General features: G+C 73.4%; 22 protein-coding genes, 1 tRNA gene and 1 pseudogene. 7 read left to right on the forward strand and 17 right to left on the reverse strand.

Annotation, left to right across the window (positions count from 1 at the left end):
- Window positions 1-203: 203 nt before the first annotated feature.
- The 5 genes from FB462_RS09650 to FB462_RS09670 all read right to left on the reverse strand — a co-directional run bounded on the left by FB462_RS09650 (window position 204) and on the right by FB462_RS09670 (window position 5,115).
- Window positions 204-1,175, reverse strand: a complete 972-nt coding sequence (locus tag FB462_RS09650) for a helix-turn-helix transcriptional regulator (protein WP_141861592.1) — start codon at window positions 1,173-1,175, stop codon at window positions 204-206.
- Entirely contained in the window at window positions 1,168-2,223 is a 1,056-nt protein-coding gene (locus FB462_RS09655; protein WP_114851205.1) for a helix-turn-helix transcriptional regulator, read from the reverse strand. The genes FB462_RS09650 and FB462_RS09655 overlap by 8 nt, the downstream gene beginning before the upstream one ends.
- 102 nt (window positions 2,224-2,325) lie before the next feature.
- Window positions 2,326-3,249: an FKBP-type peptidyl-prolyl cis-trans isomerase gene (locus FB462_RS09660; protein ID WP_141861594.1), complete on the reverse strand. Its 924-nt coding sequence runs from the start codon at window positions 3,247-3,249 to the stop codon at window positions 2,326-2,328.
- 43 nt (window positions 3,250-3,292) lie between these two features.
- Complete coding sequence (locus FB462_RS09665; protein ID WP_229666688.1) at window positions 3,293-4,408, reverse strand: tRNA (adenine-N1)-methyltransferase; 1,116 nt, start codon at window positions 4,406-4,408, stop codon at window positions 3,293-3,295.
- Entirely contained in the window at window positions 4,405-5,115 is a 711-nt protein-coding gene (locus tag FB462_RS09670) for an HAD family hydrolase (RefSeq protein ID WP_229666686.1), read from the reverse strand. The genes FB462_RS09665 and FB462_RS09670 overlap by 4 nt, the downstream gene beginning before the upstream one ends.
- Before the next feature lie 145 nt (window positions 5,116-5,260).
- On the opposite strand from FB462_RS09670, the gene FB462_RS09675 reads away from it, so the two are divergent.
- The gene (locus FB462_RS09675; RefSeq protein ID WP_141861596.1) at window positions 5,261-6,187 is read left to right on the forward strand and encodes a proteasome assembly chaperone family protein; all 927 of its coding nucleotides are present in this window, start codon (window positions 5,261-5,263) and stop codon (window positions 6,185-6,187) included.
- A gap of 229 nt (window positions 6,188-6,416) precedes the next feature.
- Here FB462_RS09675 and mshC read toward each other — a convergent pair whose 3' ends face one another.
- From mshC to FB462_RS09690, 3 genes are all read right to left on the reverse strand, one after another.
- A complete protein-coding gene (mshC, locus tag FB462_RS09680) occupies window positions 6,417-7,661 on the reverse strand; it encodes a cysteine--1-D-myo-inosityl 2-amino-2-deoxy-alpha-D-glucopyranoside ligase (RefSeq protein WP_114851206.1) in 1,245 nt (414 codons plus the stop codon).
- Window positions 7,658-8,488, reverse strand: coding sequence for an undecaprenyl-diphosphate phosphatase (locus FB462_RS09685; RefSeq protein ID WP_114851207.1), 831 nt, complete (start codon window positions 8,486-8,488; stop codon window positions 7,658-7,660). The genes mshC and FB462_RS09685 overlap by 4 nt, the downstream gene beginning before the upstream one ends.
- Window positions 8,489-8,549: 61 nt before the next feature.
- Window positions 8,550-9,878: a M20/M25/M40 family metallo-hydrolase gene (locus FB462_RS09690; protein ID WP_058740876.1), complete on the reverse strand. Its 1,329-nt coding sequence runs from the start codon at window positions 9,876-9,878 to the stop codon at window positions 8,550-8,552.
- Window positions 9,879-10,049: 171 nt separating this feature from the next.
- Between FB462_RS09690 and FB462_RS09695 the strand changes: the two genes are divergently transcribed.
- A tRNA-Leu gene (locus tag FB462_RS09695) sits at window positions 10,050-10,135 on the forward strand.
- Between the two features lie 418 nt (window positions 10,136-10,553).
- Here FB462_RS09695 and FB462_RS09700 read toward each other — a convergent pair.
- The 6 genes and pseudogenes from FB462_RS09700 to FB462_RS09725 all read right to left on the reverse strand — a co-directional run.
- Window positions 10,554-10,997, reverse strand: a pseudogene (locus FB462_RS09700) (alcohol dehydrogenase catalytic domain-containing protein); the annotation flags it as partial.
- 121 nt (window positions 10,998-11,118) lie between these two features.
- Window positions 11,119-12,447, reverse strand: a complete 1,329-nt coding sequence (locus tag FB462_RS09705; RefSeq protein WP_058740879.1) for an NAD(P)/FAD-dependent oxidoreductase — start codon at window positions 12,445-12,447, stop codon at window positions 11,119-11,121.
- A 98-nt stretch (window positions 12,448-12,545) separates the two neighbouring features.
- On the reverse strand, window positions 12,546-12,755 hold the full coding sequence (locus tag FB462_RS09710; RefSeq protein ID WP_114851209.1) for a hypothetical protein: 210 nt from the start codon (window positions 12,753-12,755) through the stop codon (window positions 12,546-12,548).
- 7 nt (window positions 12,756-12,762) lie between these two features.
- Entirely contained in the window at window positions 12,763-14,562 is a 1,800-nt protein-coding gene (locus FB462_RS09715) for a DEAD/DEAH box helicase (protein WP_058740907.1), read from the reverse strand.
- Window positions 14,563-14,681: 119 nt separating this feature from the next.
- On the reverse strand, window positions 14,682-15,932 hold the full coding sequence (dinB, locus tag FB462_RS09720) for a DNA polymerase IV (protein WP_141861598.1): 1,251 nt from the start codon (window positions 15,930-15,932) through the stop codon (window positions 14,682-14,684).
- A 58-nt stretch (window positions 15,933-15,990) separates the two neighbouring features.
- The gene (locus FB462_RS09725; protein ID WP_141861600.1) at window positions 15,991-17,145 is read right to left on the reverse strand and encodes an acyl-CoA dehydrogenase family protein; all 1,155 of its coding nucleotides are present in this window, start codon (window positions 17,143-17,145) and stop codon (window positions 15,991-15,993) included.
- A 23-nt stretch (window positions 17,146-17,168) separates the two neighbouring features.
- Here FB462_RS09725 and FB462_RS09730 point away from each other — a divergent pair, with 23 nt between their 5' ends.
- A complete protein-coding gene (locus FB462_RS09730) occupies window positions 17,169-17,963 on the forward strand; it encodes an SGNH/GDSL hydrolase family protein (protein ID WP_141861602.1) in 795 nt (264 codons plus the stop codon).
- A gap of 105 nt (window positions 17,964-18,068) precedes the next feature.
- On the opposite strand, the gene FB462_RS09735 is transcribed toward FB462_RS09730, so the two are convergent.
- Both FB462_RS09735 and FB462_RS09740 read right to left on the reverse strand, forming a co-directional pair.
- Window positions 18,069-19,439: a serine hydrolase domain-containing protein gene (locus tag FB462_RS09735; RefSeq protein ID WP_141861604.1), complete on the reverse strand. Its 1,371-nt coding sequence runs from the start codon at window positions 19,437-19,439 to the stop codon at window positions 18,069-18,071.
- Window positions 19,440-19,466: 27 nt separating this feature from the next.
- Complete coding sequence (locus tag FB462_RS09740) at window positions 19,467-20,660, reverse strand: D-alanyl-D-alanine carboxypeptidase family protein (RefSeq protein WP_167510074.1); 1,194 nt, start codon at window positions 20,658-20,660, stop codon at window positions 19,467-19,469.
- A gap of 151 nt (window positions 20,661-20,811) precedes the next feature.
- On the opposite strand from FB462_RS09740, the gene FB462_RS09745 reads away from it, so the two are divergent.
- Window positions 20,812-21,948: an acetamidase/formamidase family protein gene (locus tag FB462_RS09745; RefSeq protein WP_141861608.1), complete on the forward strand. Its 1,137-nt coding sequence runs from the start codon at window positions 20,812-20,814 to the stop codon at window positions 21,946-21,948.
- Complete coding sequence (locus tag FB462_RS09750; RefSeq protein ID WP_141861609.1) at window positions 21,945-23,465, forward strand: AtzH-like domain-containing protein; 1,521 nt, start codon at window positions 21,945-21,947, stop codon at window positions 23,463-23,465. The genes FB462_RS09745 and FB462_RS09750 overlap by 4 nt, the downstream gene beginning before the upstream one ends.
- A 51-nt stretch (window positions 23,466-23,516) precedes the next feature.
- Here the strand turns inward: FB462_RS09750 and FB462_RS09755 are convergent, their stop codons facing one another.
- Window positions 23,517-24,335, reverse strand: coding sequence for a TrmH family RNA methyltransferase (locus FB462_RS09755; protein WP_114849903.1), 819 nt, complete (start codon window positions 24,333-24,335; stop codon window positions 23,517-23,519).
- A 74-nt stretch (window positions 24,336-24,409) separates the two neighbouring features.
- Here FB462_RS09755 and FB462_RS09760 point away from each other — a divergent pair, with 74 nt between their 5' ends.
- Window positions 24,410-25,243 (forward strand): Sir2 family NAD-dependent protein deacetylase, encoded by an 834-nt coding sequence (locus FB462_RS09760; protein ID WP_058740909.1) that lies wholly within the window; start codon window positions 24,410-24,412, stop codon window positions 25,241-25,243.
- On the forward strand, window positions 25,240-25,878 hold the full coding sequence (locus tag FB462_RS09765) for a histidine phosphatase family protein (RefSeq protein WP_141861611.1): 639 nt from the start codon (window positions 25,240-25,242) through the stop codon (window positions 25,876-25,878). The genes FB462_RS09760 and FB462_RS09765 overlap by 4 nt, the downstream gene beginning before the upstream one ends.
- Window positions 25,879-25,959: the final 81 nt, after the last annotated feature.

The following is a 25,959-nucleotide window of genomic DNA, read 5'->3' on the forward strand; positions in this document are numbered from 1 at the left end:
CCGCTCCGCTCGCCCGCTCGCGGTCGTCGAAGCCATGCGGTCGATCCTACGGGACCGGCACCGACAAGTCGGTCGCCCGGGCGCGACGCACAGGCCGCGTCGAGGCGGACGGGAGGCACGGTGCGGGCCGGCCCCGTGCCCCCCGTCCGTACCGGGGTCGCGTCGCGCACGACGTGACGCGCGCGCGGCCCGGCAGGCGCCCGCTACTCGGCGGCCAGGGCCGCCTCGGCGAACGACCGGACGGCCGTGCGCGCCGCCGGCGGGTCGAGGACGACGGCGCGACCCGGCAGCCCGGCGACCAGCCGCACCACGCCGTCGAAGCCGTTCGACGCGGCGAGACGGATGCGGACGCGGCCGTCGGCGTCCTCGGCGTCGGCCGTGTCGGCGAGGAAGTCCGCGACGAGCGGCAGCGCCGAGCAGTCGAGCTCGACCGTGACGATGACGTCCTGGCCGGACTGTTGGAAGAGCGTGTCTGGGATGACCACGTCTGCGGTGGACCGCTCAGCAGCGCGGTCGTCGACGGCCACGGCGGACATCCGGTCGAGGCGGAACGTCCGGAGCGCATCGCGGTCCAGGTCCCAGGCGCGGAGGTACCAGTCGGTGTCGATCGACTCCACCCGGAGCGGATCGACGCGGCGGGTGCTGCCGCGGGTGCGCGGGCCGGCGTAGTCGAACACGAGCCCGCGGCCGTCCGCCATCGCGCGCCGGATCGTCGCGAGCGTGGCGTCGTGCAGGTCCTGGCCGACGGCGACGTTCGACGCCGCTCCCCCGGCGCCGCGCGACAGCTTGGCCATCAGGTCGTGGATGGCCTGGCGGTCGGCGGCCTCGGGCAGGGCGGACAGGTACTGGAGCCCGGCGATCAGCGCCGAGGCCTCGCGCGCGGAGAGCCGGGGCGCGTCGTCGATCGCGACGAGGTTCGTCAGCACGATCATGTCGTTCTGCTCGAAGTCGTCCCACGCGATGTCGAACAGGTCGCCGTGCTGGTACTGCATGGTCTCGCCGGGGACGCCGGACACCGCGATGAGCTCGACGGCCCGGCGGATGCGCTGCTCGGTGACGCCGAAGTGCCGTGCGGCGTCGGCGACCGAGACGCGCTCGTGGTCGATCAGGTACGGGACGAGGACGAGCAGGAACGCGAGCTTGTCCTGCGCCTGGAGCGGTTGCTGGTCAGCCACGCGCGGTCTCCTCGGGGTCCGTGTGGTCGGCGACCAGGCCGCGGAGCCGGGCCGCCACCTGCTCGCGCAGTGCGGCGGGCTCGAGCACGCGGACCTCCGGGCCGAACGCGGCGAGTTCCTCGGCCAGGATCTGCGGGTCGACGTGGTGCACGACGAGCACGCCGCCGCCGTCGACCTCGGTCCCCCGACGGCGCTGCAGCCGCCGCTCGGCGTCCGAGCCGGGCTGCACGGCGATGCGCGCGGTCCGCTCGGCCCAGATCCGGTCGAGCTCGGCGAGGGCGCGCTCGCCGGCACCGGCCGGTGCGGGGTGCTGTCCGGGGTGGTGGGTGGTCACCGGACCGACGATCCGGGAGAGCAGGTAGTTCTTCGTCCCGCCCGTCGAGAACTCGTGCGCGCAGAGCATCCACCGGCCGCCGTGCTGGACGAGCGCGAGCGGTGCGACGTCGCGCTGCCGGGGCTCGTGCTCGCCCGGGGTGATGTAGTCGAAGCGCACGGCCGCTGCCCGGTCGAGCGCGGACCGCAGGGGTTCGAACGCCGCGTCGCGGGTCCGGAGCCGTGGAGCGTAGGCGGCCATGCCGCGGGGGTCCTCGACGTCGTCGGCGCCGGTGTCGTCGGCGGCGGAGTCGTCCGTGCCGGCCGAACGGACCTTGAGGAGGGCCCGGCGGGAGTCGGCGGACAGCGCGCCCTCGCGCCAGGCCATCGCGGCGAGCGACAGCAGCGCGGACTCGTCGGGCGTGAACCGGACGTCGAGCGGCAGGTCGTACTCGCCCTTCGGGATCCGGTAGCGGAGCGTCTGATTGTTGCCCGCCGCCCCCGGGGTCTCGATCGTCTCGAGCGGGATGCCGAGCTCGCGGACGTCGTCCTTGTCGCGTTCGAACTGCCGCTCGAGCGACGCGTTGTCGCCGCCGGGGGTGAAGCGCTGCCGGTAGCCCTGCACGTTCGCGAGGATCTCGGCCTTCGTCAGCCCGGACTCCGTCGAGAGCAGCGCCAGCACGAGGCTGAAGAGCCGCTCCTCTGCGGGCACACGGGGAGCTCGGGTCGCTGGCACGAGCCCGATCCTACGACAGCGCGGGTGCACCGGAGTGCACCCGCGCGTCGGTCGGTGGACGGCTCGACGCGGTGCGCGGGGGCCGGTCCGGGAGGGACTCGATCAGGACGGCATGACGCCGAGGACGTCGATGACGTACGCAGTCGCCGAACCGCCCTGGTGCACGATCGCCAGGACCTGGTCGCCGACGTGACGGCCGATCACGGCCTTGCGCACGCCGTCGATGACCTGGCCCTCGGCGAGCGGCAGCGTCTGCGCGCCCGAGCCGTCGGTCCAGTTCGACCCGGTGACGTTCGAGTCGGCGGTCGAGTCGCCCCAGGTCACGGCCGTGTACTTGAAGACGGCGGTGTCCTTGTCGGTGAGCTCGGCGCCGCTGCCCTTGCGGAGCAGGTGGTACTCGTCGCTCGTCGGCGCGCTCCACGAGGGGATCGTGATGCCGGGGGCGCCGGACGGTGCGAGGACGACCGCGGGCATCTCGTCGCCGGCGAGCTGCGGGGTCCCGGTCGCGCGGGCGTCGTAGGCGCGGCGCACGTCCACCACGGCGACGACGGCGTCCTCGGTCTTCGAGGACTCGGTGGAGGTGCTCGCCCCGGCGGTCAGGGCGCTCTTGGGGAGCGCGACGGCCAGGCGGTCGCCGACGTTCGAGCACTCGAGCGCGGCACCGAGGGCGCCGAACTTGTCCGCGCCCGCCGTGAGCAGCGCGCTCTGGCCGGAGTAGCCGCTCGTCTCGACGACCTTCCCGGTGGCACCGTCGACGAGCGTGTACTCGACGAGGACCGGCGTGCCCTGCTCGACCGCACGACCGTCACCGGAACGGAGCACCGAGACCTGCGTGCCCTTCGTGGTGAGCCCGGCCGGGACGTTCACCTTCGGCTCCTTGCCGAACGCACCGCTCGCGGTGACCGCCTGCGACGCTGCCCCGGGGGCGGCGCAGCGGGGCGGCGTCGTGCCGGCACCGCTGGCGGAGCAGCCGGTGAGGGCGGCGGCGAGGCCGATGGTGACCAGGAGTGCGGGGATGGTGCGCACGGACCCTCTTTCCGTTCGATGCAGGACGGGCACGGTCGGTACTCTACCGGTCGCCCTCGACCGGACCGGGCTGTGCTGCACCGGCCTCGGCGGCGGCCACCTTGCGGGCCTGCGCTGCCGCCTGCCGTGCGACCTTGCGGAGCTTCTTGTCGCTGGCCGACCGCTCCCCCACGGCGCCGGGCGTCCAGGCCTCGACGTCCTCGTCCGAGAACTCCGCCTTGCCTGCGCGACGCTTCAGGTTGGGGAGCACGACGCCGTCGGCCAGGCGGCGTGCCGTGACCAGGAAGCCGGTGTGTCCGACCATCCGGTGGTCCGGTCGGACGGCCAGACCCTCGACGTGCCAGGTGCGCACGAGGGTCTCGCTCGACTGCGGGTCCGTGAAGCGCCCGGTGTCGCGGAGGGCCTCGGCGGTGCGGGACAGCTGCGTGACGGTGGCGACGTAGCAGACGATGAGCCCGCCGGGGACGAGGGCGTCCGCCGCGGCGTCGACGCACTCCCACGGGGCGAGCATGTCGAGCACGACCCGGTCGACGCTCTGCGGCTCGGTCGCGTCCGGGAGCTCCTCGACCAGGTCGCCGACCGTGACGGACCAGTTGTCCGGGACGGCGCCGAGGAAGGTCCCGACGTTGCCGCGGGCGATCGCCGCGAACTCCTCCCGACGCTCGAAGGACTGCAGGCGACCGGTCGGGCCGATCGCGCGGAGCAGGAAGAGCGACAGCGCGCCGGACCCCACGCCGGCCTCGACCACGCGGGCACCCGGGAAGACGTCGGCGAAGGCGACGATCTGGGCCGCGTCCTTCGGGTAGACGATCGCGGCACCGCGGGGCATCGACATGACGTAGTCGTTGAGGAGCGGGCGGAGCGCGAGGTACTCGTCGCCGGTGCTCGCCCGGATCACGGAGCCGTCGGGCTGGCCGATGACGTCGTCGTGCCGGAGGACACCGCGGTGGGTGTGGTACTCCCCCGCGGTCTCCAGCGACAGCGTCGTGAGCTTGCCCTTCGGGCCGGTGAGCTGCACGCGGTCCCCGGCGCGGAACGGACCGCGCGGCGGGGAGTGCGGGGCGCCCCCGGCGGTGTGCGGCAGGGCGGCGAGCTCGTCGTGCTGGTCGGCGGGTTGCTGGTCTTCGTGCAGCTGGTCGTCGTGCTGCTCGGCGGTCATCGGGCCACCGCCTCGGTGCGGGCGGCCAGGGCCGGGCCGGTGAGCTCGACCAGGCGGTCGACGTCGACCCCGGCGAGGGTCGTCAGGTGCACGTCGCCCCCGCCGATCTCGGAGAGCGGCACGATGTGCTCGACGGCGACCGTGACGGCGCCGGACGCGACCGCCGCAGCGACGCCGGTGGCCGAGTCCTCGACCGCGACGCAGGCCGTGGCCTCGACGCCGAGGGCGTCGGCAGCGGCCAGGTAGGCGTCCGGGAAGGGCTTCGGGCGGTCGACGTCGTCACCGGCGACGACGACACGGAAGCCGCGGGCGCCGAGGGCCTCGGCCGCGACCAGGGCCATCTTGCGACGGGACATCGTCACGAGGGCGGTCGGGACCCCGCGGTCGTGCAGCTCCTCGACGAGCTCACGCGCACCCGGGCGCCACGGCAGTTCTTCGCCGTCGAGCCGCTCGGTGACGTAGTCGGTCATCCACTGGACGATCTCCTCGACCTCCATGTCGACGCCCTTGTCGCGGAGGATCTCCCCCGAGCGCTCGAGGCCGGAGCCGACGAGCGAGAGGCCGTCCTCGTGGGTCCACTCGGCGCCGTACCGGGCGGTCAGCTCCACCTGGGACTGCTGCCAGATCGGCTCCGTGTCGATGAGCGTGCCGTCCATGTCCCACAGCACGGCTGCGGGCAGGACTCGGTCGGGGTGCTGGGCGGTCACGGGCGACGAGTCTAGCGGTCGGGGTTCCGCTGCACGCGGACGCCGCCACGCCCCGACGAGCGCCGGGCCTATCCTGGGGTACTCGTACCGTGTCCGGCCGCGCGCGTGCAGCGCGTGCCCCGCTCCACCACCAGGAGGCCCCTCCGTGCCACAGCACTCCCCCTTCAGCGACGGCCGACTGCTCGTCGTCGCGTTCGAGGGCTGGAACGACGCCGGCGAGGCGGCCAGCGGTCTCGCTCGGCGCATCGTCGACGCCCTGGGGCTCGACGAACTGCGCGAGATCGACGGTGAGCGGTACGTCGACTACCAGTTCAACCGGCCAGAGGTCGGGACCTCGGAGGACGGCTCGCGCGGCATCACCTGGCCCCGGATCGTGCTGTACGGCCCCGGCCAGGACGGTCGACCGGTCGTCGGAGCGACGGGTGCCGAGTCCGAGCGCGAGGTCTTCGTGCTCGTCGGCCCCGAGCCCTCGCGGACGTGGCGCGGCTTCTGCGCCGAGGTGATCGACCTCGCCGACGTGTACTCGATCGACGCCGTGGTGTTCGTCGGGGCGATGCTCGCCGACGTGCCGCACACCCGACCGATCTCGGTGTTCGTCTCGAGCGAGGACGCCGGGGTGCGCTCGGCCTTCGACGTCGACCGCTCCACGTACGAGGGCCCGACGGGCATCCTCGGCGTGCTGTCCGACGCGATGGACACCGCGGGCCTGACGACCCTGTCGCTCTGGGCCTCGGTCCCGCACTACGTGCACAACTCCCCCTCGCCGAAGGCCACCCTGTCGCTCCTCGACAAGATGGAGGAGCTCACCGACGTCACCGTGCCGCGCGGCACCCTGCTCGACGAGGCCACGGAGTGGGAGGAGGGCATCGACGCCCTCGCCGCCGACGACGAGGACATGGCGAGCTACATCGGGCAGCTCGAGCAGGCCCGGGACACCGTCGACTCCCCCGAGGCGTCCGGGGACGCCATCGCGCAGGAGTTCGAGCAGTACCTCCGGCGGCGGGAGCGCAAGGACGGCAAGGACGGCGGCACCGCGGGTGGCGAGGGTCCCTGGCGGCCGCCCCAGCAGTAGACGCACCACAGACGGACGGGAGGCGCGGTGCCGGCTGGCACCGCGCCTCCCGTCCGTCTGCGGGCACGTCCGCCAGCCGCCAGCCGCGTCGCGGCGGGCCGCCCCCCCCCGCTCGGCGCGCCGAGCGCGCCAGATCTGGCCCGTTCGGCGCCGTCCGCCGACGAGACGTGCCCGCCCAGCGGCACACGCGCGGCGTGTCGTGCACGCTCGACCGGCGCGGGCCGACCTGTCAGCCGAGGCGGATGCCGAGCAGGGCGTCGACGAGGTCGACGAGCTCCGGCGTGACGGCCGTGCCGCCCGCAATCGCGGTGTCCACCGCGGCGACCGCTCCGGGCGTGTCGAGGTCGTCGGCGACCCGTGCGCGGATGCGCGCGGCGACGTCGGCGGCGTCGTCTGCGTGTCCGGCCGGCTCGCCGGCGGCCCAGGCGTCCCAGGTCGCGAGGCGTGCCGTGGCGCTCGAGAGCTCGCCGTCGAACCACTCCCAGTCGTCGGAGTACTTGTGCGACAGCAGGGCGAGGCGGATCGCGCGCGGGTCGGCGCCGTCGTCGAGCAGTCCGCGGACGGTGACGAGGTTGCCGAGCGACTTCGAGATCTTCTCGCCCTGGTAGGCGATCATCCCGGTGTGCACGAACGCGTTCGCGAGGGGTTGGTGCGCGAGAGCCGCCGCGTGACCGGCGCTCATCTCGTGGTGCGGGAAGACGAGGTCGCTGCCGCCGCCCTGCACGCTGATCGGCAGGCCGAGGCGGTCGCCCGCGATGACGCTGCACTCGATGTGCCAGCCCGGACGTCCCGGACCGACGACGGTGTCCCACGACGGCTCCCCCGTGCGCGCGGCGCGCCAGAGCAGTGGGTCGAGCGGATCGCGCTTGCCGGCACGGTCGGGGTCGCCGCCGCGCTCGGCCGACAGGCGCGTCATCGTCTCGCGGTCCAGTCGGCTCTCGTCCCCGAGCGTCCACGCCTCGGTGGGGCGGTTCACGTCGAAGTAGAGGTCGTCGCCCTCGGACTCCGCCGTCGGGACCGCGTAGGCGTAGCCGGTCTCCTGCAGGAAGGCGACGGCCTCGGCGACGCGCTCGACCTCGTCCGTGACGGCGACGTACTCGTCCGGCGGCAGGACGCGGAGCGCCTCCATGTCGCGACGGAACAGGTCGATCTGCGAGGCGGCGAGCTCGCGCCAGTCCACGCCGTCACGGGCGGCTCGCTCGAGCAGCGGGTCGTCGACGTCGGTCGTGTTCTGCGCGTACTCGACCAGGAGCCCGGCGTCCCGCCATGCCCGGCCGAGGGTGTCGAACGCCAGGTAGGTCGCGGCATGGCCGAGGTGCGTCGCGTCGTACGGCGTGATGCCGCAGACGTAGAGCGCGGCGCGGTCCTCGCCGCGCGTCGGGTCCACCGGGTGCCCGGACGCCGTGTCGTGCACGACGGGACGAGGGCCCTCCCCGGGGACGTCGGGGACGGATGGGGCCTCCCAGGCCCTCACGGCTGGACCACTCCGAGCGACAGCAACACGATGAGCACGATACCGAGTGCGATCCGGTAGACCACGAAGGGCAGGAAGCTCCGCTTCGAGATGTAGTTCATGAACGCGGCGATCACGACGAAGCCGACGAGGAACGCGACCACCGTGGCGACGAGCGTGTCGACGAGTCCGAAGGGCGCGCCGGTGTCCCCGAGGCTCGTCGCGGCCTCGTAGAAGCCGGACAGGAACACCGCCGGGATCGCGAGCAGGAACGCGAACCGCGCCGCGGCCGGACGGGTGTAGCCGAGCGCGAGGCCCATCGAGACGGTCGCACCGGAGCGCGAGACACCCGGCACCAGGGCGAGCACCTGCGCGAGACCGATGAGCAGGCCGCTCCGGAACGTCATGTGCTCGATGCGGCGCACCTTGCGACCGACGACGTCGAGCACGCCGAGCACGATGCCGAACACGATGAGGACGATCGCGACGATCCACAGGGACCGGAAGGTGGTCTCGATCGAGTCCTTGAGCAGCAGCCCCGCGACCCCGATCGGGATCGTCCCGAGGATCACCAGCCAGCCCAGCCGGACGTCGGGGTCGCCCTTCGGGATGTCCCGCCGGAGGACCGAGCGGAACCACCGCCCGACGATCCGCGTGATGTCCTTCCAGAAGTAGATGAGCACCGCGGTCTCGGTGCCGAGCTGCGTCACCGCCGTGAAGGCCGCGCCGGGGTCCTTCGCGTCGGGCAGGAACAGGCCCACGATGCGCAGGTGCGCGCTCGACGAGACGGGCAGGAACTCGGTGAGTCCCTGCACGAAGCCGAGGAAGATCGCCTCGAGGATGTGCATCGTGCGGGCCTTTCAGGGGTCAGCAGGCAGGACGGTGCCGCGGGGGCGACCCGGCAATGTATCAGTACGTGGCGAGCAGGTCGCCGAGGACGCGCCGCCCGAATGCCAGGGCGTCGAGCGGGACCCGCTCGTCGACGCCGTGGAACATCGCCGGGAAGTCGACGTCGGCCGGCAGCTGCAGCGGGACGAAGCCGTAGCCGGCGATGCCGAGCGTCGAGAGTGCCTTGTTGTCGGTCCCACCCGAGAGCAGGTAGGGCAGCACCGGGGCACCCGGGTCGTGGCGGCCGAGGACGTCCCGGACCGCGTCGACGAGCGGGCCGCCGAAGTCCTGCTCGAGCCCGATGTCGCGGAAGGACGTCACGACCTCGACGTCGTCGCCCGCGAGTTCCCGGACGCGCGCGAGAACGGACTCCTCGTCGCCGGGCAGGCAGCGGATGTCGACGAGCGCCTCGGCGGTGTCCGGGATGACGTTGTGCTTGTACCCGGCCGTCAGGACCGTCGGGTTCGACGTCGTGTGCAGCGCCGCGTGGATGAACCGCGAGGCCGACCCGGTCGCGAGAGCGACCTCGTCGGGGCCGGTGACCGTCGGGTCGACGCCGAGGAACCGGGCGACCTCGGCGACCATCGCGTCGGTGGTCGCCGACAGCCGGACCGGCCACTCCTCGCTGCCGATGCGGGCGACCGCCGCCGCGAGCTTCGTGACGGCGTTGTCGCGGATGACGTGGGACCCGTGCGCCGCGGTGCCGCGGGTGACCAGCTTGATCCACATCAGCGCCTTCTCGCCGGTCTGCAGCAGGTAGGCGCGTCGGTCGCCGAGCGTGATCGAGTACCCGCCGACTTCGCTGATGGCCGCCGACGCCCCGGCGAAGACCTCGGGGTGGTGCTCGACGACGTGGTGGGAGCCGAGCACGCCCCCGGCCTCCTCGTCGGCGAAGTACGCGATCACCAGGTCCCGCTCGGGCGCTCCCTGCCGCTCGACGACGTCGGCGAGCGACGTGAGCATCATCGCGTCCATGTTCTTCATGTCGACGGCACCGCGGCCCCAGAGCATGCCGTCCCGGACCTCGCCGCCGAACGGGTCCACCGTCCAGTTCGCGGGGTCGGCGGGGACGACGTCGAGGTGTCCGTGCACGACGAGGGCGGGCTTGCTGCGGTCACGACCGGGGACCCGGGCGACGACGCTCACGCGGTCGGGCTCCGACTCGAAGAGCTGCGGTTCCAGACCGAGGTCGCGGAGCTTCGCCTCGACGTAGTGCGCGGCCTCCGTCTCGCCGCGGGACTTCCCCTCGCCCCAGTTCGTCGTGTCGATGCGGATGAGGTCCCGCGCGATCGCGGCCGTCGCCTCGAGGTCCTGCTCGGTCGGGTCGGCGCTCGCCTGCTGGTCGCTCATGCCCTCACGCTACCGGGCCGCGTCGGCGCGTCGGTCGGTGGCGCGACCGAGGACGCGCCCGGGATGCGCGTCCGTGTTCATCGGGCGTTCAGGGCCGTGCTAGTGTCTTCTCCTGTCAGAACGGCCGGGGGAACAGCCCGGATCGGCTCTGGCACACAACTGGAAACACCTGTCCGGGTGGCGGAATTGGTAGACGCGCTAGCTTGAGGTGCTAGTGCCCGTATTAGGGCGTGGGGGTTCAAGTCCCCCCTCGGACACAGGAACAGCGCAAGGCCCCCTGACTTCGGTCAGGGGGCCTTCTGCGTTGCGCGGGCGGCGCTGCACGGGCCGCCCCGGCTCCGCCAGGGTTCAGCGCCGCCGCAGCCGCCGCACCACCACCACCACGCCACCGATCGCCGCGAGCCACCCCCAGTTCGCGACGACCGGGTCGAGCAGCTGGTGCCGCCAGTCCCGGCGGGACGACCCGAGTCGCGCCCGCACGGGGTGCGTCACCCGCTCCGAGCGCACCCCGGTCTCGTGCAGGAGCCGGTCCGGCCTCCCGCGGAGCGCGTCCGTCACCCGGTGCGTCGCGACGTCGATGCGGTCACCGACGACGAGCAGCATCCAGTGCGCCAGCCGACCCTCGCTGAAGCGTCGGTAGGCGTACCGCTTCACGACGCCGGCCGGACCGGCCAGCGGCTGCGCCTGCGGCCCGACGTCGGCGAACGGCACCCGCACGCGCTCGGCCTGCCCGCCGTCGTAGCCGCCCGTGGTGTGCGAGTAGCCGAAGATCCCGCCGACCGCGGTGGCGTTCGGGTTCACGTTGTGGCAGTTCGTGAACAGTCCCCTGGCGCAGAACCAGCAGCTGCCGCACGAGATGTGGAACGGCACCATCACCCGGTCGCCCACGTCGAGGCTCCGCACCGACGGTCCCACCTGCTCGACGACCCCGATGAACTCGTGCCCGAAGGTGTGGCCGACGCGGCTGTCCGGCATCATCCCGTGGTAGAGGTGCAGGTCGGACCCGCAGATCGCGGCGCGTTCGACCCGCACGATCGCGTCGTTCGGGTGCTCGATCCGCGGGTCGGGCTTCTCCTCGACGCGGACCCGGTACGGCCCGCGGTACGTCATGGCGCGCATGCGCGCTCCTCTCGCTCGTGCGCGCCACGCTCGGCCTGGTCGGGTGGGAGGCGACCCACAAAGGACGGGAGGCGCGGTGCCAGCCGGCACCGCGCCTCCCGTCCGTGGGGTGGTGACGTCCCTAGGACTTGGACGCCTCGACGAAGTTGCGGCGGGGGTCCGTCTCCTTGATCAGCGAGGTCGCGTCGCGACCGGACACCGCACCGGTGACCCAACCGATGACGATGCGCGCCTTCCGGTTCAGGGTCGGCATCGCGTAGACGTGGTAGGAGCGGTGGGCGAGCCAGGCGAGCAGGTTCGTCATCTTGACGCCCTTGATGTTCGCGGCGCCCTTGCCGACGCCGTACGAGGCGACGGTGCCGATCGACGGGTGGCGGTACTCCTCGAGCGGCTTGCCGGTGATCGTGGCGACCACGTTGTCGGCGGCGACGACGGCCTGGCGGACGGCGTTCTGCGCGTTCGGCGGGTAGTACGCCGGCTGCTTCTCGGCGGTCAGGTCGGGGACCTGGGCGACGTCACCGAGGCCCCAGACGCCCGGGACGACCTCGTGCGTGTCCTCGGCTTCGACCTGGAGCTTCGCGTTCGCGGCGAGGTGCCCCTTCGGGCCGCGGGGCAGGTCCGAGGCGTCGAGGAGCGGGTTCGGCTTGACGCCGGCGGTCCAGACGAGCAGTCCGGTCGCGAACTCGTCGCCGTCGGAGAGCTTGACGACGCCGCCCTCGCAGCTCGGCATGGTGGTCTTCAGGCGGACGTCGATGCCGCGGGCGCGGAGCGACTCGAGGGTCCACTTCGACAGCTCCGGGCCGACCTCGGGCGCCACGCGGTCGAGCGCGTCGATGAGCACCCAGCGGGGCTGCTCGCCGGCGAGCGACGGGTAGGTCTTGATGGCGGCCTGCGACACGTCGAAGAGCTCGCCGATGGCCTCGACCCCGGTGTAGCCACCGCCGACGAAGATGCTCGTGAGCAGACGGCGGCGCTCGTCCTCGTCTCGCGTGGCAGCGGCCTTCGCGATGTTGTCGAGGAGCTTCGCGCGGACGTAGGCGGCTTCTTCGACGGTCTTGAAGCCGACCCCGTACTCCTCGAGCCCCGGCGTCGGGAACGTGCGGGTGACGGAGCCGAGCGCGACGACGAGCTGATCGTAGCCGAGGGTGCGGTCGTCACCACCGGCCGTGGCGATCGACACGGTCTTGTCCTTCGACGAGATGCCGGTGACCTTGCCCTGGATGACGCGGGTCTTCTTGAGCGCGCGGCGCAGCTCGAAGGTGACGTCCTTCGGCGCGATGTGACCGCCGGCGACCTCCGGCAGGAACGGCAGGTACGTGTAGTACGTGTTCTGGTCCACCAGCGTGATGCGCATCGGCACGGTCGCCGCGTGCTTCTGCAGCTGCTTGACCGTGGTGTAGCCGGCGGAGCCGCCGCCGAGGACGAGGACGTGGGGGATGGAGTCTGCCATGCGTCCGGTCTACCGGAAGAAGCCTGGTCGCGTCACCAAGCCGCGCCGCGCGATCCGGCGACGGCACGGCGGGTGTCCGCGGTCCGTCGGTGCACCGGTCACCGTCCGCGTGGACGGTCCTGCAGTCGCCACCACGCGGTCTCGGCGAGCTCCGGCCCGGTGTACACACCGTGCGGGGTGCGGCGGGACTCGGTGAGCGAGAACCGGCGGAGTCGGTAGCCGCCGCCGAAGCGGTCGATGATCGCCTCGGGTGAGGACTCGGGGGTGCGTCGGACGTACCAGGTGCGGTCGTCGACCTGCTCGATCACGAGCGGCTCAGCGTCGGTTGCCGATGCGGGAGCGCAGGACGTCGATGCGCTTCTGGATCTGCTCGACGCTCGCCTGCGCGACGGCCGGGCCGCCGCTGATGCGTCGGAGCTCGGCGTGGATCGCGCCGTGCGGTTCGTTGGCGTGCCGGGACCAGATCGACACCAGCCGGGCGAGCTCGGTCCGTTGTTCCTTGAGCGTCTGGTACATCGGGCGGTCCGCCGCGGGCTGCTGCTTCGGCAGGCCGTCCTTCACCGCACGACCGCGGGACCGCTTGGCCTGGGTCGCCTGGCGGGCGCGGAGCAGGTCACGCACCTGGTCGGGCTCGAGCAGCCCGGGAATGCCGATGAAGTCGAGTTCCTCGAGCGAACCGACCTCGCCACCGGTGCCGAACTCGCCGCCGTCGTAGAGGACACGGTCGAACGAGGCCTGCGAGTCGAGCGCCTGGAAGGGCTGCACCTCGAGCAGGCTCTCCGACGCGCGGTCCTCCTTGTTGGCCTCGGCGACCATCGCGTCCTCGGGGTTGTACATCCCGTCGTCGGCGTCCTTCGGGCGGTCGAGCGCGTGGTCGCGTTCGAGTTCGAGGGTGGCGGCCAGGGCCATCAGGTTCGGCACGCTCGGCAGGAAGACGCTCGCGGTCTCCCCACGGCGACGGGCGCGCACGAATCGGCCGATCACCTGCGCGAAGAACAGCGGGGTGCTCGCGCTCGTGGCGTAGACGCCGACGCAGAGCCGGGGGACGTCGACGCCCTCGGACACCATGCGGACGGCGACCATCCAGCGCGAGGTGTCCTCGGAGAAGGCCTGGATGCGGCTGGACCCGGCGGCCTCGTCCGAGAGCACGACGGTCGGTCGTTCCCCCGTGATGCGCTGCAGGATGCGGGCGTAGGCACGAGCCGTCGTGGTGTCGGTGGCGATGACGAGCCCGCCGGCGTCCGGGACACCTCGGCGGACCTCGGTCAGACGCTTGTCGGCGGCGGACAGCACGGCCGGCATCCACTCGCCCTCCGGGGAGAGCGCGGTGCGCCACGCCTGCGCCGTGATGTCCTTCGTCACCTGCTCGCCGAGCGAGGCCGACATCTCGTCGCCCATCCGGGTCTTCCAGCGCATCTGGCCGGCGTAGGCCATGAAGAGCACCGGGCGGACGACGCCGTCCTTGAGCGCGCGGCCGTAGCCGTAGTTGTAGTCGGACACCGAGGTGCGGATGCCCTGCTCGTCGGGGGCGTACTGCACGAACGGGATCGGGGCGGTGTCCGAGCGGAACGGCGTCCCGGAGAGCGACAGTCGGCGCGTGGCCTTCGTGAACGCCTCGCGGATGCCGTCGCCCCAGGTCAGGGCGTCGCCGCCGTGGTGCACCTCGTCGAGGATGACCAGGGTCTTCCCGCCTGCGGTGATGCGCTGGTGGACCTCAGGGTTCATGCCGACCTGGGCGTACGTGATCGCGACGCCCTGGTAGTGCCGGCCGAACATGCCGTCGCCGTTCTTGAACATCGGGTCGAGCCGGATGCCCACGCGGTCGGCGGAGTCGGCCCACTGCCGCTTGAGGTGCTCGGTCGGCGCGACGACGATGATCCGGTCGATCGTGCCGCGGGCGAGGAGCTCGGTCGCGAGCCGGAGCGCGAACGTGGTCTTGCCGGCGCCCGGGGTCGCGGCTGCGAGGAAGTCGCGCGGCTCCTTCTCGAAGTACTTCGTGAGGGCCTCGACCTGCCAGGCGCGGAGCTTGGACGCAGTGCCCCACGCGGCCCGCTCGGGGAACGCCGGCGACAGGTGCTCGGCGGCCGCGTTGCCGGCGTTCTCGGCCTGGGCCACGGCGTCTTCGTGCGGGCGGACGGCGCCGTCCGCGACGGTCTCGGGGGTGTCGCCCCACAGTGTCGCGGGCTGCTGCTGGTCGTCGTACTCCGCTGCGCTCACTTCACGCGAGTCTACCGTCACGCGGGGTCCTGCCGGGCGTGCGGGGGCCGCTGCTCGGGCGTGCCGCGGACGAGCGAGGCGGGCCGGAGCACGCCCGCGCCGAAGCGTGCGGCGACGGCGTCCACGGTGGTCTCGGTGTCCCGCCATGGCGCGTCGTCGTCCCACAGCGCGTTGCTCGCGGCGGCGGGCACGAGGTTCTCGCCGCGGACGCCGATGAGCCGGATCCGGTTGCCCGGCCGGTGCAGCACGTCGTAGAGCTCGACGGCCTCGTGGTGCAGCCGCTTGGCGACGTCGGTGGGTTCGGCGAGGGTGCGCGACCGGGTCAGCGTGCTGAAGTCGGTGTACCGGACCTTGAGCGCCACGGTGCGGGCCTGCACGTCGGCGCGCCGGAGCCGGACGGCCACCTTGTCGGCCAGGCGCAGGAGCTCGCGGGCGACGTCGTCGCGTTCGGTGAGGTCGTGGCCGAACGTGGTCTCGTGCCCGATCGACTTCTCGCTGACGCCGGTATCGACGACCCGCGGGTCACGCCCCCACGACAGGTCGTGCAGGCGCTGGCCGCCAGCGGGTCCGAGTGCCGCGACGAGGGAGGGCAGCGGGGTGTGCGCGAGGTCGCCGACCGTGCGGATGCCGCGCCGCTCGAGCTTCTCCTGCGTGGTGCCGCCGACGCCCCACAGCGCGGAGACGGGCTGCGGGTGCAGGAACGCGACGGTGTGCTCGGCCGGGACGACGAGGAGCCCGTCCGGCTTCGCCCGGCTGGACGCGAGCTTCGCGACGAACTTGGTCGAGGCTGCGCCCACCGAGCAGTGCAGCCCGGTCTCGGCGAGGACCGCGGCGCGGATCGCCCGACCGATCTCCCACGGGGTGCCGGAGAGCCGGAGCGCTCCGGCGACGTCGAGGAACGCCTCGTCGATACCGAGCTTCTCGACGCGGGGCGTGAAGCTCCCGAACACGCGCATCACGGCGGCTGACTTCGCCGTGTACTTCTCGAAGTGCGGCTCGACGATGATCGCGTTCGGGCAGCGGCGCTTGGCGACGGCCATCGGCATCGCGGAGTTCACGCCGTACCTCCGGGCCTCGTACGTGGCCGCGGTGACGACGGACCGGTCGGAGTCGTGGCCGACGATCACGGGCAGGCCGCGCAGGTCGGGACGGTCGAGCAGTTCGACGGACGCGAAGAAGGCGTCCATGTCGACGTGCAGCACCGTCGCCGTCAGGTCGTCCACGGGACGGTCCGAGACGAGCCGGTTGCGTCCGTCCTGCTTGCTCACGCGCCGATGATGCCACGCCCCACCGACACCGACGACCGGCCGCCGCGCGCCGGCGCCGCTACGCGAGCGGGCCGAGCTCCGCCGCCGCGATCGTCCGCGCTGCGGAGTCCCGCGTGGACGGGTGGTACTGCCCGGCCCGGACGTCCCGGGCGAGCCGCGCCAGCTCCGAGTCCGCCGCGTACGCCCGCCCGCCGACGACGCGCATCGCCTCGTCCACCACGTGCTGCGCCGCGTCGACCGTCCGCGCCTTGGTCCCGACGAGCAGGGGGAACCACCGCGCGCCCAGGTCCTCGCCCTCGTCCGCCGACCGGGCGAGCGACCCGACCTGCAGCGCCACGGCGTCGACGGCACCGCGCAGGTCCGCGATCGTCCGACGGACGTCCGGGTCCTGCGACCGCGGGACCCCGTCCCGCCCCGCGCGACCGGACACCGCCGTGACCGCCAGGTCCACCGCGCGCGAGGCGATCCCGACGTACACGGACGCCACGAGCAGCTCGAACGCGGCGAAGATCCCGAACACGAGCGGGTCGTTCGTCGGGCCGACCGGCAGCGACCGCACGATGCGCTCCGCGGGCACGTGCACGCCGAGCAGCCGGGTGGTCCGGCTCTGCGTCGCGCGCATCCCGAGCGTGTCCCAGTCGTCCAGGTGCTCGACGTCGCCGTCGGAACGGAGCACGAAGCCGTGCACCAGCCGCGGCTCCGGCCCGCTGGTGTCCTTCCCGAACACGCTCAGCACGTCCCACGCCGGTGCGAGCGACGTCGACACCTTCGTCCCGGTGAAGCGGTAGCCCCCGTCGCCGTCCGGCTCCGCCGTCGTCGACGAGTCGAACAGGACGGCGTCGTTGCCGGGTTCGCTCACCCCGAACGCGAGCAGGTGGTCGTCCGCCGCGTGGTCGGTGACGGCCTGGAGGAACGACCCACCCTGTGCGGACACGCTGCGGGCCGCCTGCACCCAGACCTGGTGCATCCCCAGCCCGAGCGCGGTCGCCGGTGCGGCCTGCGCGAGCTCCTGCTGCAACCGCGCCGTCGCGGCGAGGCCGAGCCCAGAGCCGCCCTGCTCGACGGGCACCCCGATCCGCAGCCATCCAGCGGCACGGAGCTCGGCCAGGTCCTCGGCGCAGAAGGCGTTGTCCGCGTCGTACCCGGGCGCCCGCGCCGCGATCCGGGCGAGCAGGTCCTCGGGCAGGCTCCAGGCGGGGTTGGCCTTCGTCATGGCACGAGACTACGGTTCGGGACGTGTCAGATCGTCATCCGTGGTCCAGGTACGTCGCGATCGGTGACTCGTTCACCGAGGGCATCGGGGACCCCGACCCGACCGTGCCCGGCGGCAACCGCGGCTGGGCCGACCGGGTCGCCGAGGTCCTCGCGCACCGCACCGACGACTTCGCGTACGCGAACATCGCGATCCGCGGTCGGCTCCTCGGCCAGATCGTCGACGAGCAGGTCGAGCCTGCCCTGGCGCTCCGCCCGGACCTCGTCACGGTCTCGGCCGGCGGCAACGACATCATCCGACCGGGGTCGGACCCCGACGAGCTCGCCGAGCGGTTCGACGGCATGGTCGAGCGGCTCCGGAGCGACGGTGCGACGGTCCTGCTGTTCACCGGCCCGGACGTCGGCATGACCCCGGTGCTCGGGATGGTCCGCGGCAAGACGGCGATCTACAACGAGAACCTGCACGCCATCGCGCTGAAGCACGGGGCGCTCGTCGCCGACATGTGGGCGCTCCGGGTGCTGCGGGACCCGCGGATGTGGGCACCCGACCGGCTGCACCACTCCCCCACGGGCCACGCCACGGTCGCCGCGGCCGTGCTCGACACCCTGGGCGTCGACCACGGGCTGGAGCCGTTCGTGCCGGAGCCGCTCGAGGCCCGACCGTGGCGCGAGGCCCGGGTCGAGGACCTCGGCTGGGCGCGGGAGTACCTCGTGCCGTGGGTGGTGCGCCGGATCCGGCACACGTCCTCCGGCGACGGCGTCTCCCCGAAGCGCCCGGAGCTGCAGGACGTCGTCGAGCACCGCTCCGACACGCCCTAGTGCCCCCGTCGCACCCCCGCACGCGCGTCGCACCCCGCTGTGGCAGGGTGCGACGCCGGAGACGGGGTGCGACCGGGTGGCCGGGTGCGACCGGGCGACGGCCGATCAGTCGGCCGGGCGCCGGAGCGTCAGCGGTCCGTCGTGCAACGGCTGCGTCGCCCACGACGAGGTCGCCGTGCCCGTGCCGGTGTCGAGCCGGAGGCGGAGCCGGTGCGGGCTCTCGACGAAGCGGACGTCGACGGCGACGACCCCCTCGCGTCGGCGGGCCCCGCTCGCGGCGAGCGGACCCTCGACGGCCCACGTGCCCTGACCGACCGGGCACGTCAGCGTGCCGCCGTCGACGTCCACCGTGACGCGCCAGCCGTCGCCCGAACGGGCGAGACGCACCCCGTCGGCGACGCCGGTCGCCGCGTAGGACCCGTCCGCGTCGTCGTGCAGCTCCACCCCCTCGACGGGAGGCAGCCCCAGGGAGGCGAGCCGTGCCTCCAGGGCGGTGTCGGCTGCCACGTCGACGTCCGCAGCGTCGACGGCGGGCAGCAGGTGCTGCCAGGCCGCGTCGAGGACGGCCTGCATGTCGGTGCTCTGTCCGGTCATGGCGAGGACGACGTCCTGCTCGGGCAGGACGACGCAGAACTGGCCGTAGGCGCCGTCGCCGCGGAAGCCGTGCCGGGCCATCCAGAACTGGAAGCCGTAGCCCTGTCGCCAGTCGACGTTCTCCTCGTCCGGATTCGCGACCTGCGTGCTCGTCGCGGCGGCGACCCAGTCCTCGTCGAGGATGCGCTGGCCGTCCCACACGCCCCGCTGCAGGTACAGCTGCCCGAGTGCGGCGACGGCCGAGGTCGGGGCGTAGCAGCCACTGAAGCCGAGCTCGGCGCCGGTCTCGTCGGTCTTCCAGACGAGGTCGTCGATCCCGAGGGGTTCGAGGACGTGCGGGCGGAGCCAGTCGACCAGGGAACCGCCGGTCACGCGTCGGACGATCGCCGCGAGCGTGTAGGTGCAGGGCTGGTTGTAGGCGAAGACGCTGCCGGGCTCCTCGTCCGGGGGCGTCAGGAGGAACCCGCGGACGAGGTTCGTCGGGTCGGCGGCGCGGGCGCGCTCGAGGGCCTCCTCGCGGTGCCCGGACGCCATCGCGAGCAGGTGCCGCACGCGGATGCGCCGGCTGCGCTCGTCGGTGACGTCGGCGTCGAGCTCGGGGAAGTACGAGAGGACCGTGGCGTCGAGGTCGACCAGGCCGGCCCGGACCGCGGTGCCGACGGCGGCGGCGGTGAAGCTCTTGCTCAGCGAGTAGAGCAGGTGCACCCGGTCGGGGGCGTACGGCGCCCACCAGCCCTCGGCGGCGAGCTGCCCGTGCCGGAGCAGCTGGAACGAGTGGGGTTCCACACCCGGCGTGGACTCGAGGGCGTCGAGGAACGCGGACACCCCGCGTGCGTCGATGCCGAGGGCGGACGGGGTGGACCGGGGGAACGTCGTCGTCACCCCGCCGACACTACGCGGTGCTCGGGGTCAGGCGGCGGTGCCCTGGAACGGGTTCGTCCAGCGCCACCAGACGCCGGGGTCCTCGATCCCGCGCTCGAGGACGAGCGGCACGGTCACCGGGTCGTGGTCGGAGATCGTGAAGCGCACACGCCCGACCCGATCCCCCGCAGCGCCGAAGGTGAGCTGCTCGAGCGTGGTCTTCGCGGTCACGGTGGTCCGTCCCCAGACCAGGACCTCGGCCGCCTTCGCCGAGACGGCGTCGGCCTCGTCCCGCCACGGCGTCGAGAACGTCCCGAACGTCTGCCCGGCGTGCGTCAGGGTGACGACCTGGAAGTTGTCGGCGACCGAGCGCAGAAGCCGCTGCACGTCGACGTCGAGCGAGTCGTGGTCGACCCCGCCGAGCATCGCCCCGACGACCGTGACGGTCCGGCCGCCCCGCTCGTAGGTGGCGGCGAACAGCAGGCAGGCGCCGGCCTGGTCGAGCGTTCCGGTCTTGATGCCCTCGACGCCGTCCATCCCGAGCAGCTTGTTCGAGTTCTCGATCTGCCCGGCGCCAGGGACCGTGGCCTGCGCGGTGCCGACGATCTCCTTGACCACGGGGTCCGCGAGTGCGAGCTGCCCGAGGTCGACGAGGTCGGTCGCGGTCGAGGTGTTGCCCGCGTCCAGGCCCGTCGGCTCGTGGATCGTGGTGTCGTCGAGCCCGTGCGCGTGCAGCCAGGTCGTCGCGGCGCGCTGGTAGGCGTCCATCGAGCCGAACGCCCAGAGTGCGAGCGCGCCGGCGTAGTTGTTCGCGGACTTCATGAGCATGACCTGCATGGTCTGGTACTGCGACAGCTGCAGCCCCGCGGGCATCGGGGCGACCTCGCCGTTCTGCGCAGCGTAGGTCGCGTAGAGCCCCTGCATCTGCGCGTCGAACGTGATCGTCGGTCCCGCCTGGCCCTGTCGGAGCGGCTTCGCGTCGAGGACGACGAGCGCGGTCACGACCTTCGAGATGCTCGCGATCGACCGGGCCTTCCGGTCCCCGCTCGTCCGCAGGCTCTCCGGGAAGTCGGTGGCCTCGACCGCGGTCGCGCCGTAGCCCGGGAAGGACAGCGCCGGCAGCGTCGAGGTCGGGGCGGCGTACGTCGTGGTCCGCGCGCTCGCCGGGGCGAACGGCACGACGGCCGCCGCGACGAGGAACCCGACGACGAGCACGAGGACGGCGACGACGGTGATCGTCACGGGCCTCCTGATGGCGGAGCGGGGGCGACGGACGACTGCTGGCACGGCACAGGAGCGTACCGGGGCGTGACCGGGTGCCGCGTGTGACGAACGTGTAAAACATCGGCGGGACGGCCCGGTGCGGCCCCGGACGCCCCCTACCGTGACGGACATGCTCCACGGATCCACCCCGGGCACCGCGCCCGTGCCGCCGCCGTCGTCCGCCCCCGCCGTCCCTGTCCTGCAACCGGGCACGGGTCCGGTCCGCTCCGACCGGTACCTGCCGGTCAACCCGGAGCAGGCGCTGTGGGGACGCCTGCCGAGCGACGCCGACCGCCCGGTGATGACGGTGCCGTCCGCTGCCGAGGTGACGATCGACACGCTCAGCCACGAGGGGCTCCTGCCCGACCAGGGCAGCGACCCGGTGGCGTTCTTCGCCCGGCACGGCGTGCCCCGCGAGCACGTCCTCGACGACGCGGTCGCCGTGGCCCGTGCCGCTCGCCGCGACCCGGAGCACGACGGACCGCACGTGGTCACCGGCCCGATCGCGGTCGAGGGCGCAGAGCCCGGGGACGTCCTGACCGTCACGGTGCTCGAGACGCTGCCCCGGGTCCCGTACGGGGTCGTGTCGAACCGGCACGGCCGCGGCGCGCTGCACGGCGAGTACCCGGTCGACGGCACGACCGTGAGCGTCTTCGCGGACGTCGTCCCCGGACCGGACGGGCTGCTCGGCCGCATCCCGCTCACCGAGTCCCGCGACCGGTACGCCCGCTTCCCGCTCGCCCCGTTCCTCGGCATCACCGGTGTCGCGACCCCGGGCGAACGGCTCCACTCGGTCCCACCGGGGCGGCACGGCGGGAACGTCGACGTCAACCTGCTGCAGGCCGGAGCCCAGCTGCACCTGCCCGTGCTCGTGCCGGGCGCGTCGGTGTACGTCGGCGACCCGCACTTCGCGCAGGGGGACGGCGAGGTCGCGCTCACCGCGATGGAGGCCTCGCTCCGGGCGACGCTGCGCTTCGACCTGACGCCCGCTGCCGAGGCAGTCCAGCGGTTCGGCGACCTCGTGTGGCCGCTCGTCGAGACGCACGAGTTCCTCGTCCCGACCGGCATGGACCCCGACCTCGACGAGGCCGTCCGGGCCTGCGTCCGGCACGCGATCGCGATCCTCGGCGCCCGCTACGGCATGGAGCCGCACCTGGCGTACGCGTACCTCAGCGCCGCGACCGACTTCAACGTCTCGCAGGTGGTCGACCTCGTCACGGGGGCGCACGCCCGCATCCGCAAGGCCGACTTCGAGGACCTCCGGTGAGCGGGCCGGACGCCCCTGCCGGGCTCCTCGAGGCCCTGGACGCCTACGAGCGCGCCCTCGCCGCCGACGACCTCGCCGCGCTCGACGACGCCTTCGTCCGCTCCCCCACGACCCTGCGCGGCGACGACCGCGGTCTGCTCGTCGGCCACGACGCGATCAGCGCCTTCCGCGGCGCGCGCGGTGGGGTCGCGAGCCGGACCCTGACCCGGGTCGAGGTCCGACCGCTCGCTGACGACCTCGCCCTGGTCGTCGCCGTGTCCACCTTCGACGCGGGCGGCTCCGGCCTGCAGACCCAGCTGTGGCGCCGCCAGGACGGCACGTGGCGGATCGAGGCGGCGCACGTCACCGGACGCCCGCGGGCGTTCGACACCACGGTCTGGCGCGTGCTCGGCGACCCGCTCGTCGCCCCGACCGGGACCGGCCCGCTCGACGGCGAGACCGTCGCCGTGAAGGACCTCTACGCCGTCCCCGGGCACCCCGTCGGTGCCGGGAACCCCACGTACCTGCGGGAGTCGGTCCCCGCCGCGACGGCAGCGGCCGCCGTCGCGGCGCTCCTCGCCGCCGGCGCGTCGATCCGCGGCATCGCGCGGACCGACGAGTTCGCCTACGCGCTCACGGGACGCAACGAACACCACGGCACCCCACCCAACGGGGCGGTCCCGACCGCCGTGCCGGGAGGATCGTCCAGCGGCTCAGCGTCGGCCGTCCGTTCCGGGACGGCCGGCATCGGACTGGGCACCGACACGGCCGGCTCGATCCGGGTCCCGGCGTCCTACCAGGGGCTGTGGGGCCTCCGCACGACGCACGGGCTCGTCGACCGGGCCGGACTCCTGCCTCTCGCGCCGTCGTTCGACACCGTCGGATGGCTGACGCGGGACGCCGACACGCTCCTCCGCGCGCTCGACGCCTCGGTGCCGGACGACATCGCCCGACAGCCGGTCGGCGACCCGGTGGTCCTGACGGACCTGCTCGACGCCGCGGACCCGGCGACGCGGGAGGCCTTCCGCGCCGCGGTCGGGCCCGACGTGCCGGAGACCTCCCTCGCCGCGCTCGGACTCCCCGGACTCGACGAGCTGCGCGAGCTGCTCCGGCTGGTGCAGGGCGCCGAGGCCACGGCCGTGCACGGCGACTGGATCGCCGCACACCCGGGAGCGCTCGGCGCCGTCGTCGGTGGACGGTTCGCCGCGGCCGCCGCCGCTCCGGCCGACCAGGTGGCGGCGGCGCGCGAGCGGTTCCCCGTCGTCCGGGCCGCGATCCGCGAGGCGCTGCACTACCGCGTGTTCCTGGCGCCGACCGTGCCCGGCCCGGCTCCCGCGCTCGCCGCCGACGCGGTCGAGCTCGAGCGGGTCCGGACGGCGACGACCGCGATGACCGCGCTCGCGAGCGTCGGCGGCCTCCCGTCGGTGAGCGCGCCGGTGCTCACCGTGGACGGCGCGCCCGTCGGGGGGTGCCTGACCGGCGGGCCGGACACGGACCGCGCCCTGGTGACCGCCGTCGGACGGTGGCTGCCCGCCTGACCCGCCACGATCCTCCCGGCCGGTGCTGCTGCCCGCCGACCGGATCGGTGCCTAGCGGGCCGCCCGCTGCGCGTGGGCGACCGCCCACAGGCCGACGGCGCTCGCCGCAGCCACGTTGAGCGAGTCGACGCCGTGCGCCATCGGGATCCGGACGGTCGTGTCGGCTGCGGCGATCGCGGCGGGCGTGAGGCCCTGGCCCTCGGTGCCCATCACGAGCGCGATCCGCTCGGGGATGTCCTGCACGAAGGCGTCCAGGTCCACCGAGCGGTCGGTGAGCGCCATCGCGGCGAGGTGGAACCCCTGCGCGCGGAGGTCGTCGCCCGCCGCGGGCCAGTCGCCGATGCGGGTCCACGGCACCTGCAGGACGGTGCCCATGCTGACCCGGACGCTCCGTCGGTAGAGCGGGTCGGCGCAGCGCGGGCTGACGAGCACCGCGTCGGCGCCGAGTCCGGCGACGCTCCGGAAGACGGCACCGACGTTCGTGTGGTCGACGATGTCCTCGAGCACGACCACGAGCCGGGCGTCCCGCACGACGTCCGCGACGCTCGGCAGCTCCGGACGGTGCATCGCGGCGAGGGCGCCCCGGTGCATGGCGAACCCGGTCAGCTGCTCGAGCAGGGCGTCGGGCCCGACGAAGACCGGGCCCTCGTGGTCCGCCACCAGGGGCAGCACGCTGTCGAGCCACTTCTCCTGCACGAGGACGCTCCGGGGCACGTGCCCGGCCCGGACCGAGCGCTCGATCACCGTGTTCGACTCCGCGATGTACAGCCCGCCCTCCGGCTCGGAGACCCGTCGGAGCGCCACGTCGGTCAGTCGGGCGAAGTCGTCGAGGCGCGGGTCGTCGAGGGTGTCGATGCGGACGGGGTGCACGGGGCTCGTTTCGTGGGAAGGCGGCTGGGCGGTCGGCTGTTGAGGGTACCGTGGACGACGTGCTGACCGACCCGATGCAGGCCGAGCTGGACCGCGTGGTCGAGCTCCTCGCGGGCAAGCGGATCGCGGTGCTGTCCGGGGCGGGGCTGAGCACCGACTCCGGGATCCCCGACTACCGCGGCGACGGCCGGGTGGTCCGCAAGCCGATGACCTTCCAGGAGTTCCGGTCCGACGCCGCGAAGCGACAGCGGTACTGGGCCGGCTCGCACCTGGGGTGGCGTTCGTTCGCCGCGGCACGTCCGAACGCCGGGCACCGCGCCCTCGCCGCGCTCGAGCGAGCGGGGCTCGTCACCGGGGTCGTCACGCAGAACGTCGACGGGCTGCACCTGCGGTCCGGGTCGCGCCGGGTGGTCGAGATCCACGGGTCGATGGACCGCGCGGTGTGCCTGACGTGCGGGCAGGTCTTCTCGCGCGCTGACCTCGCCGCCGTGCTCGATCGCGAGAACCCCTGGATCGACGAACCGGGCAACGTCGAGCTGCAGCCGGACGGTGACGTCGAGATCACCGACGTCGAGCGCTTCCGCGTGCCCGACTGCTCGGTGTGCGGCGGGGTGCTGAAGCCCGACGTGGTGTTCTTCGGCGAGTTCGTGCCGGCCGAGAAGTTCCGCGAGGCCGTGTCGATCGTGGCCGACGCGGACGCGCTCCTGGTCGTCGGGTCGTCCCTCACCGTGAACTCCGGCGTCCGCCTGGTCGACCACGCCACGCGCCGCAAGCACCCGGTCGTCATCGTGAACCGCGGCACCACCCGCAGCGACCGGCGAGCAGCGGTGAAGATCGACGGCGGGACCACCGAGACGCTCGAGGCCCTGGCGGCGCGTCTGCTGCCGTCTGCGATGATCGACGGGTGACGACGCTCCTCACCCTGGTCCGGCACGGCGAGACCGACTGGAACGCGCAGCGCCGCATCCAGGGCTCCACCGACATCCCGCTCAACGACACCGGCCGTTCCCAGGCGGCCGCGGCCGCAGCACTCCTCGCGCGTTGGTCCTTCGACGCCGTCGTCGCGTCGCCGCTCTCGCGCGCGTACGAGACCGGGTCGATCATCGCCGCCCACCTCGGGCTCGACGTCCCGTCGACCTACCCGGGCCTGGCCGAGCGGTCCTACGGCGAAGCCGAGGGCCTCACCGACTCCGAGGTCGTCGAGCGCTACGCGGACGACGTCGTCCCCGGACGTGAGTCGCGGAGCGCCCTCCTCGCCCGCGCCACCGAGACCCTCGGCGAGATCGCGGTCCGGTTCGACGCGGGGTCGGTCGTCGTCGCGACCCACGGCGCGGTGATCCGTGCACTCGTCAACGCCGCCGCTCCCGGCACCGCGGACCGCTGGTCGACGCCGATCCGCAACGGGTCGGTGCACTCGTTCCGCTGGGACCCCGAGCGCTTCCGAGCCGAGCTCGTCCGGTTCGACGACCCGCTGGACGAGGTCTCCGAGCAGACCGGCGACGAATCGTTCGCGGAGCAGAACCCGCTGGAGCGCCGCGGCTGACCCACGACGGCGTCCCGCGGAACCCGCAACCCCCTGACCGTCGCCGGACTACGCTCCGCTGCACGGACGGCCGGCTCCCGG

The sequence above is a fragment of the Curtobacterium citreum genome (assembly GCF_006715175.1).
GTDB lineage: Bacteria > Actinomycetota > Actinomycetes > Actinomycetales > Microbacteriaceae > Curtobacterium > Curtobacterium citreum.

Bases quoted from the DNA above. Each gene is read 5' to 3' on its own strand.
- FB462_RS09685 (WP_114851207.1), bottom strand. From the start codon at position 8,488: ATGCACATCCTCGAGGCGATCTTCCTCGGCTTCGTGCAGGGACTCACC.
- FB462_RS09665 (WP_229666688.1), bottom strand. From the start codon at position 4,408: ATGACCGCCGAGCAGCACGACGACCAGCTGCACGAAGACCAGCAACCC.
- FB462_RS09690 (WP_058740876.1), bottom strand. From the start codon at position 9,878: ATGAGCGACCAGCAGGCGAGCGCCGACCCGACCGAGCAGGACCTCGAG.
- FB462_RS09725 (WP_141861600.1), bottom strand. From the start codon at position 17,145: ATGACGAAGGCCAACCCCGCCTGGAGCCTGCCCGAGGACCTGCTCGCC.
- FB462_RS09760 (WP_058740909.1), top strand. From the start codon at position 24,410: ATGCAGGCCGAGCTGGACCGCGTGGTCGAGCTCCTCGCGGGCAAGCGG.
- FB462_RS09745 (WP_141861608.1), top strand. From the start codon at position 20,812: ATGCTCCACGGATCCACCCCGGGCACCGCGCCCGTGCCGCCGCCGTCG.
- FB462_RS09705 (WP_058740879.1), bottom strand. From the start codon at position 12,447: ATGGCAGACTCCATCCCCCACGTCCTCGTCCTCGGCGGCGGCTCCGCC.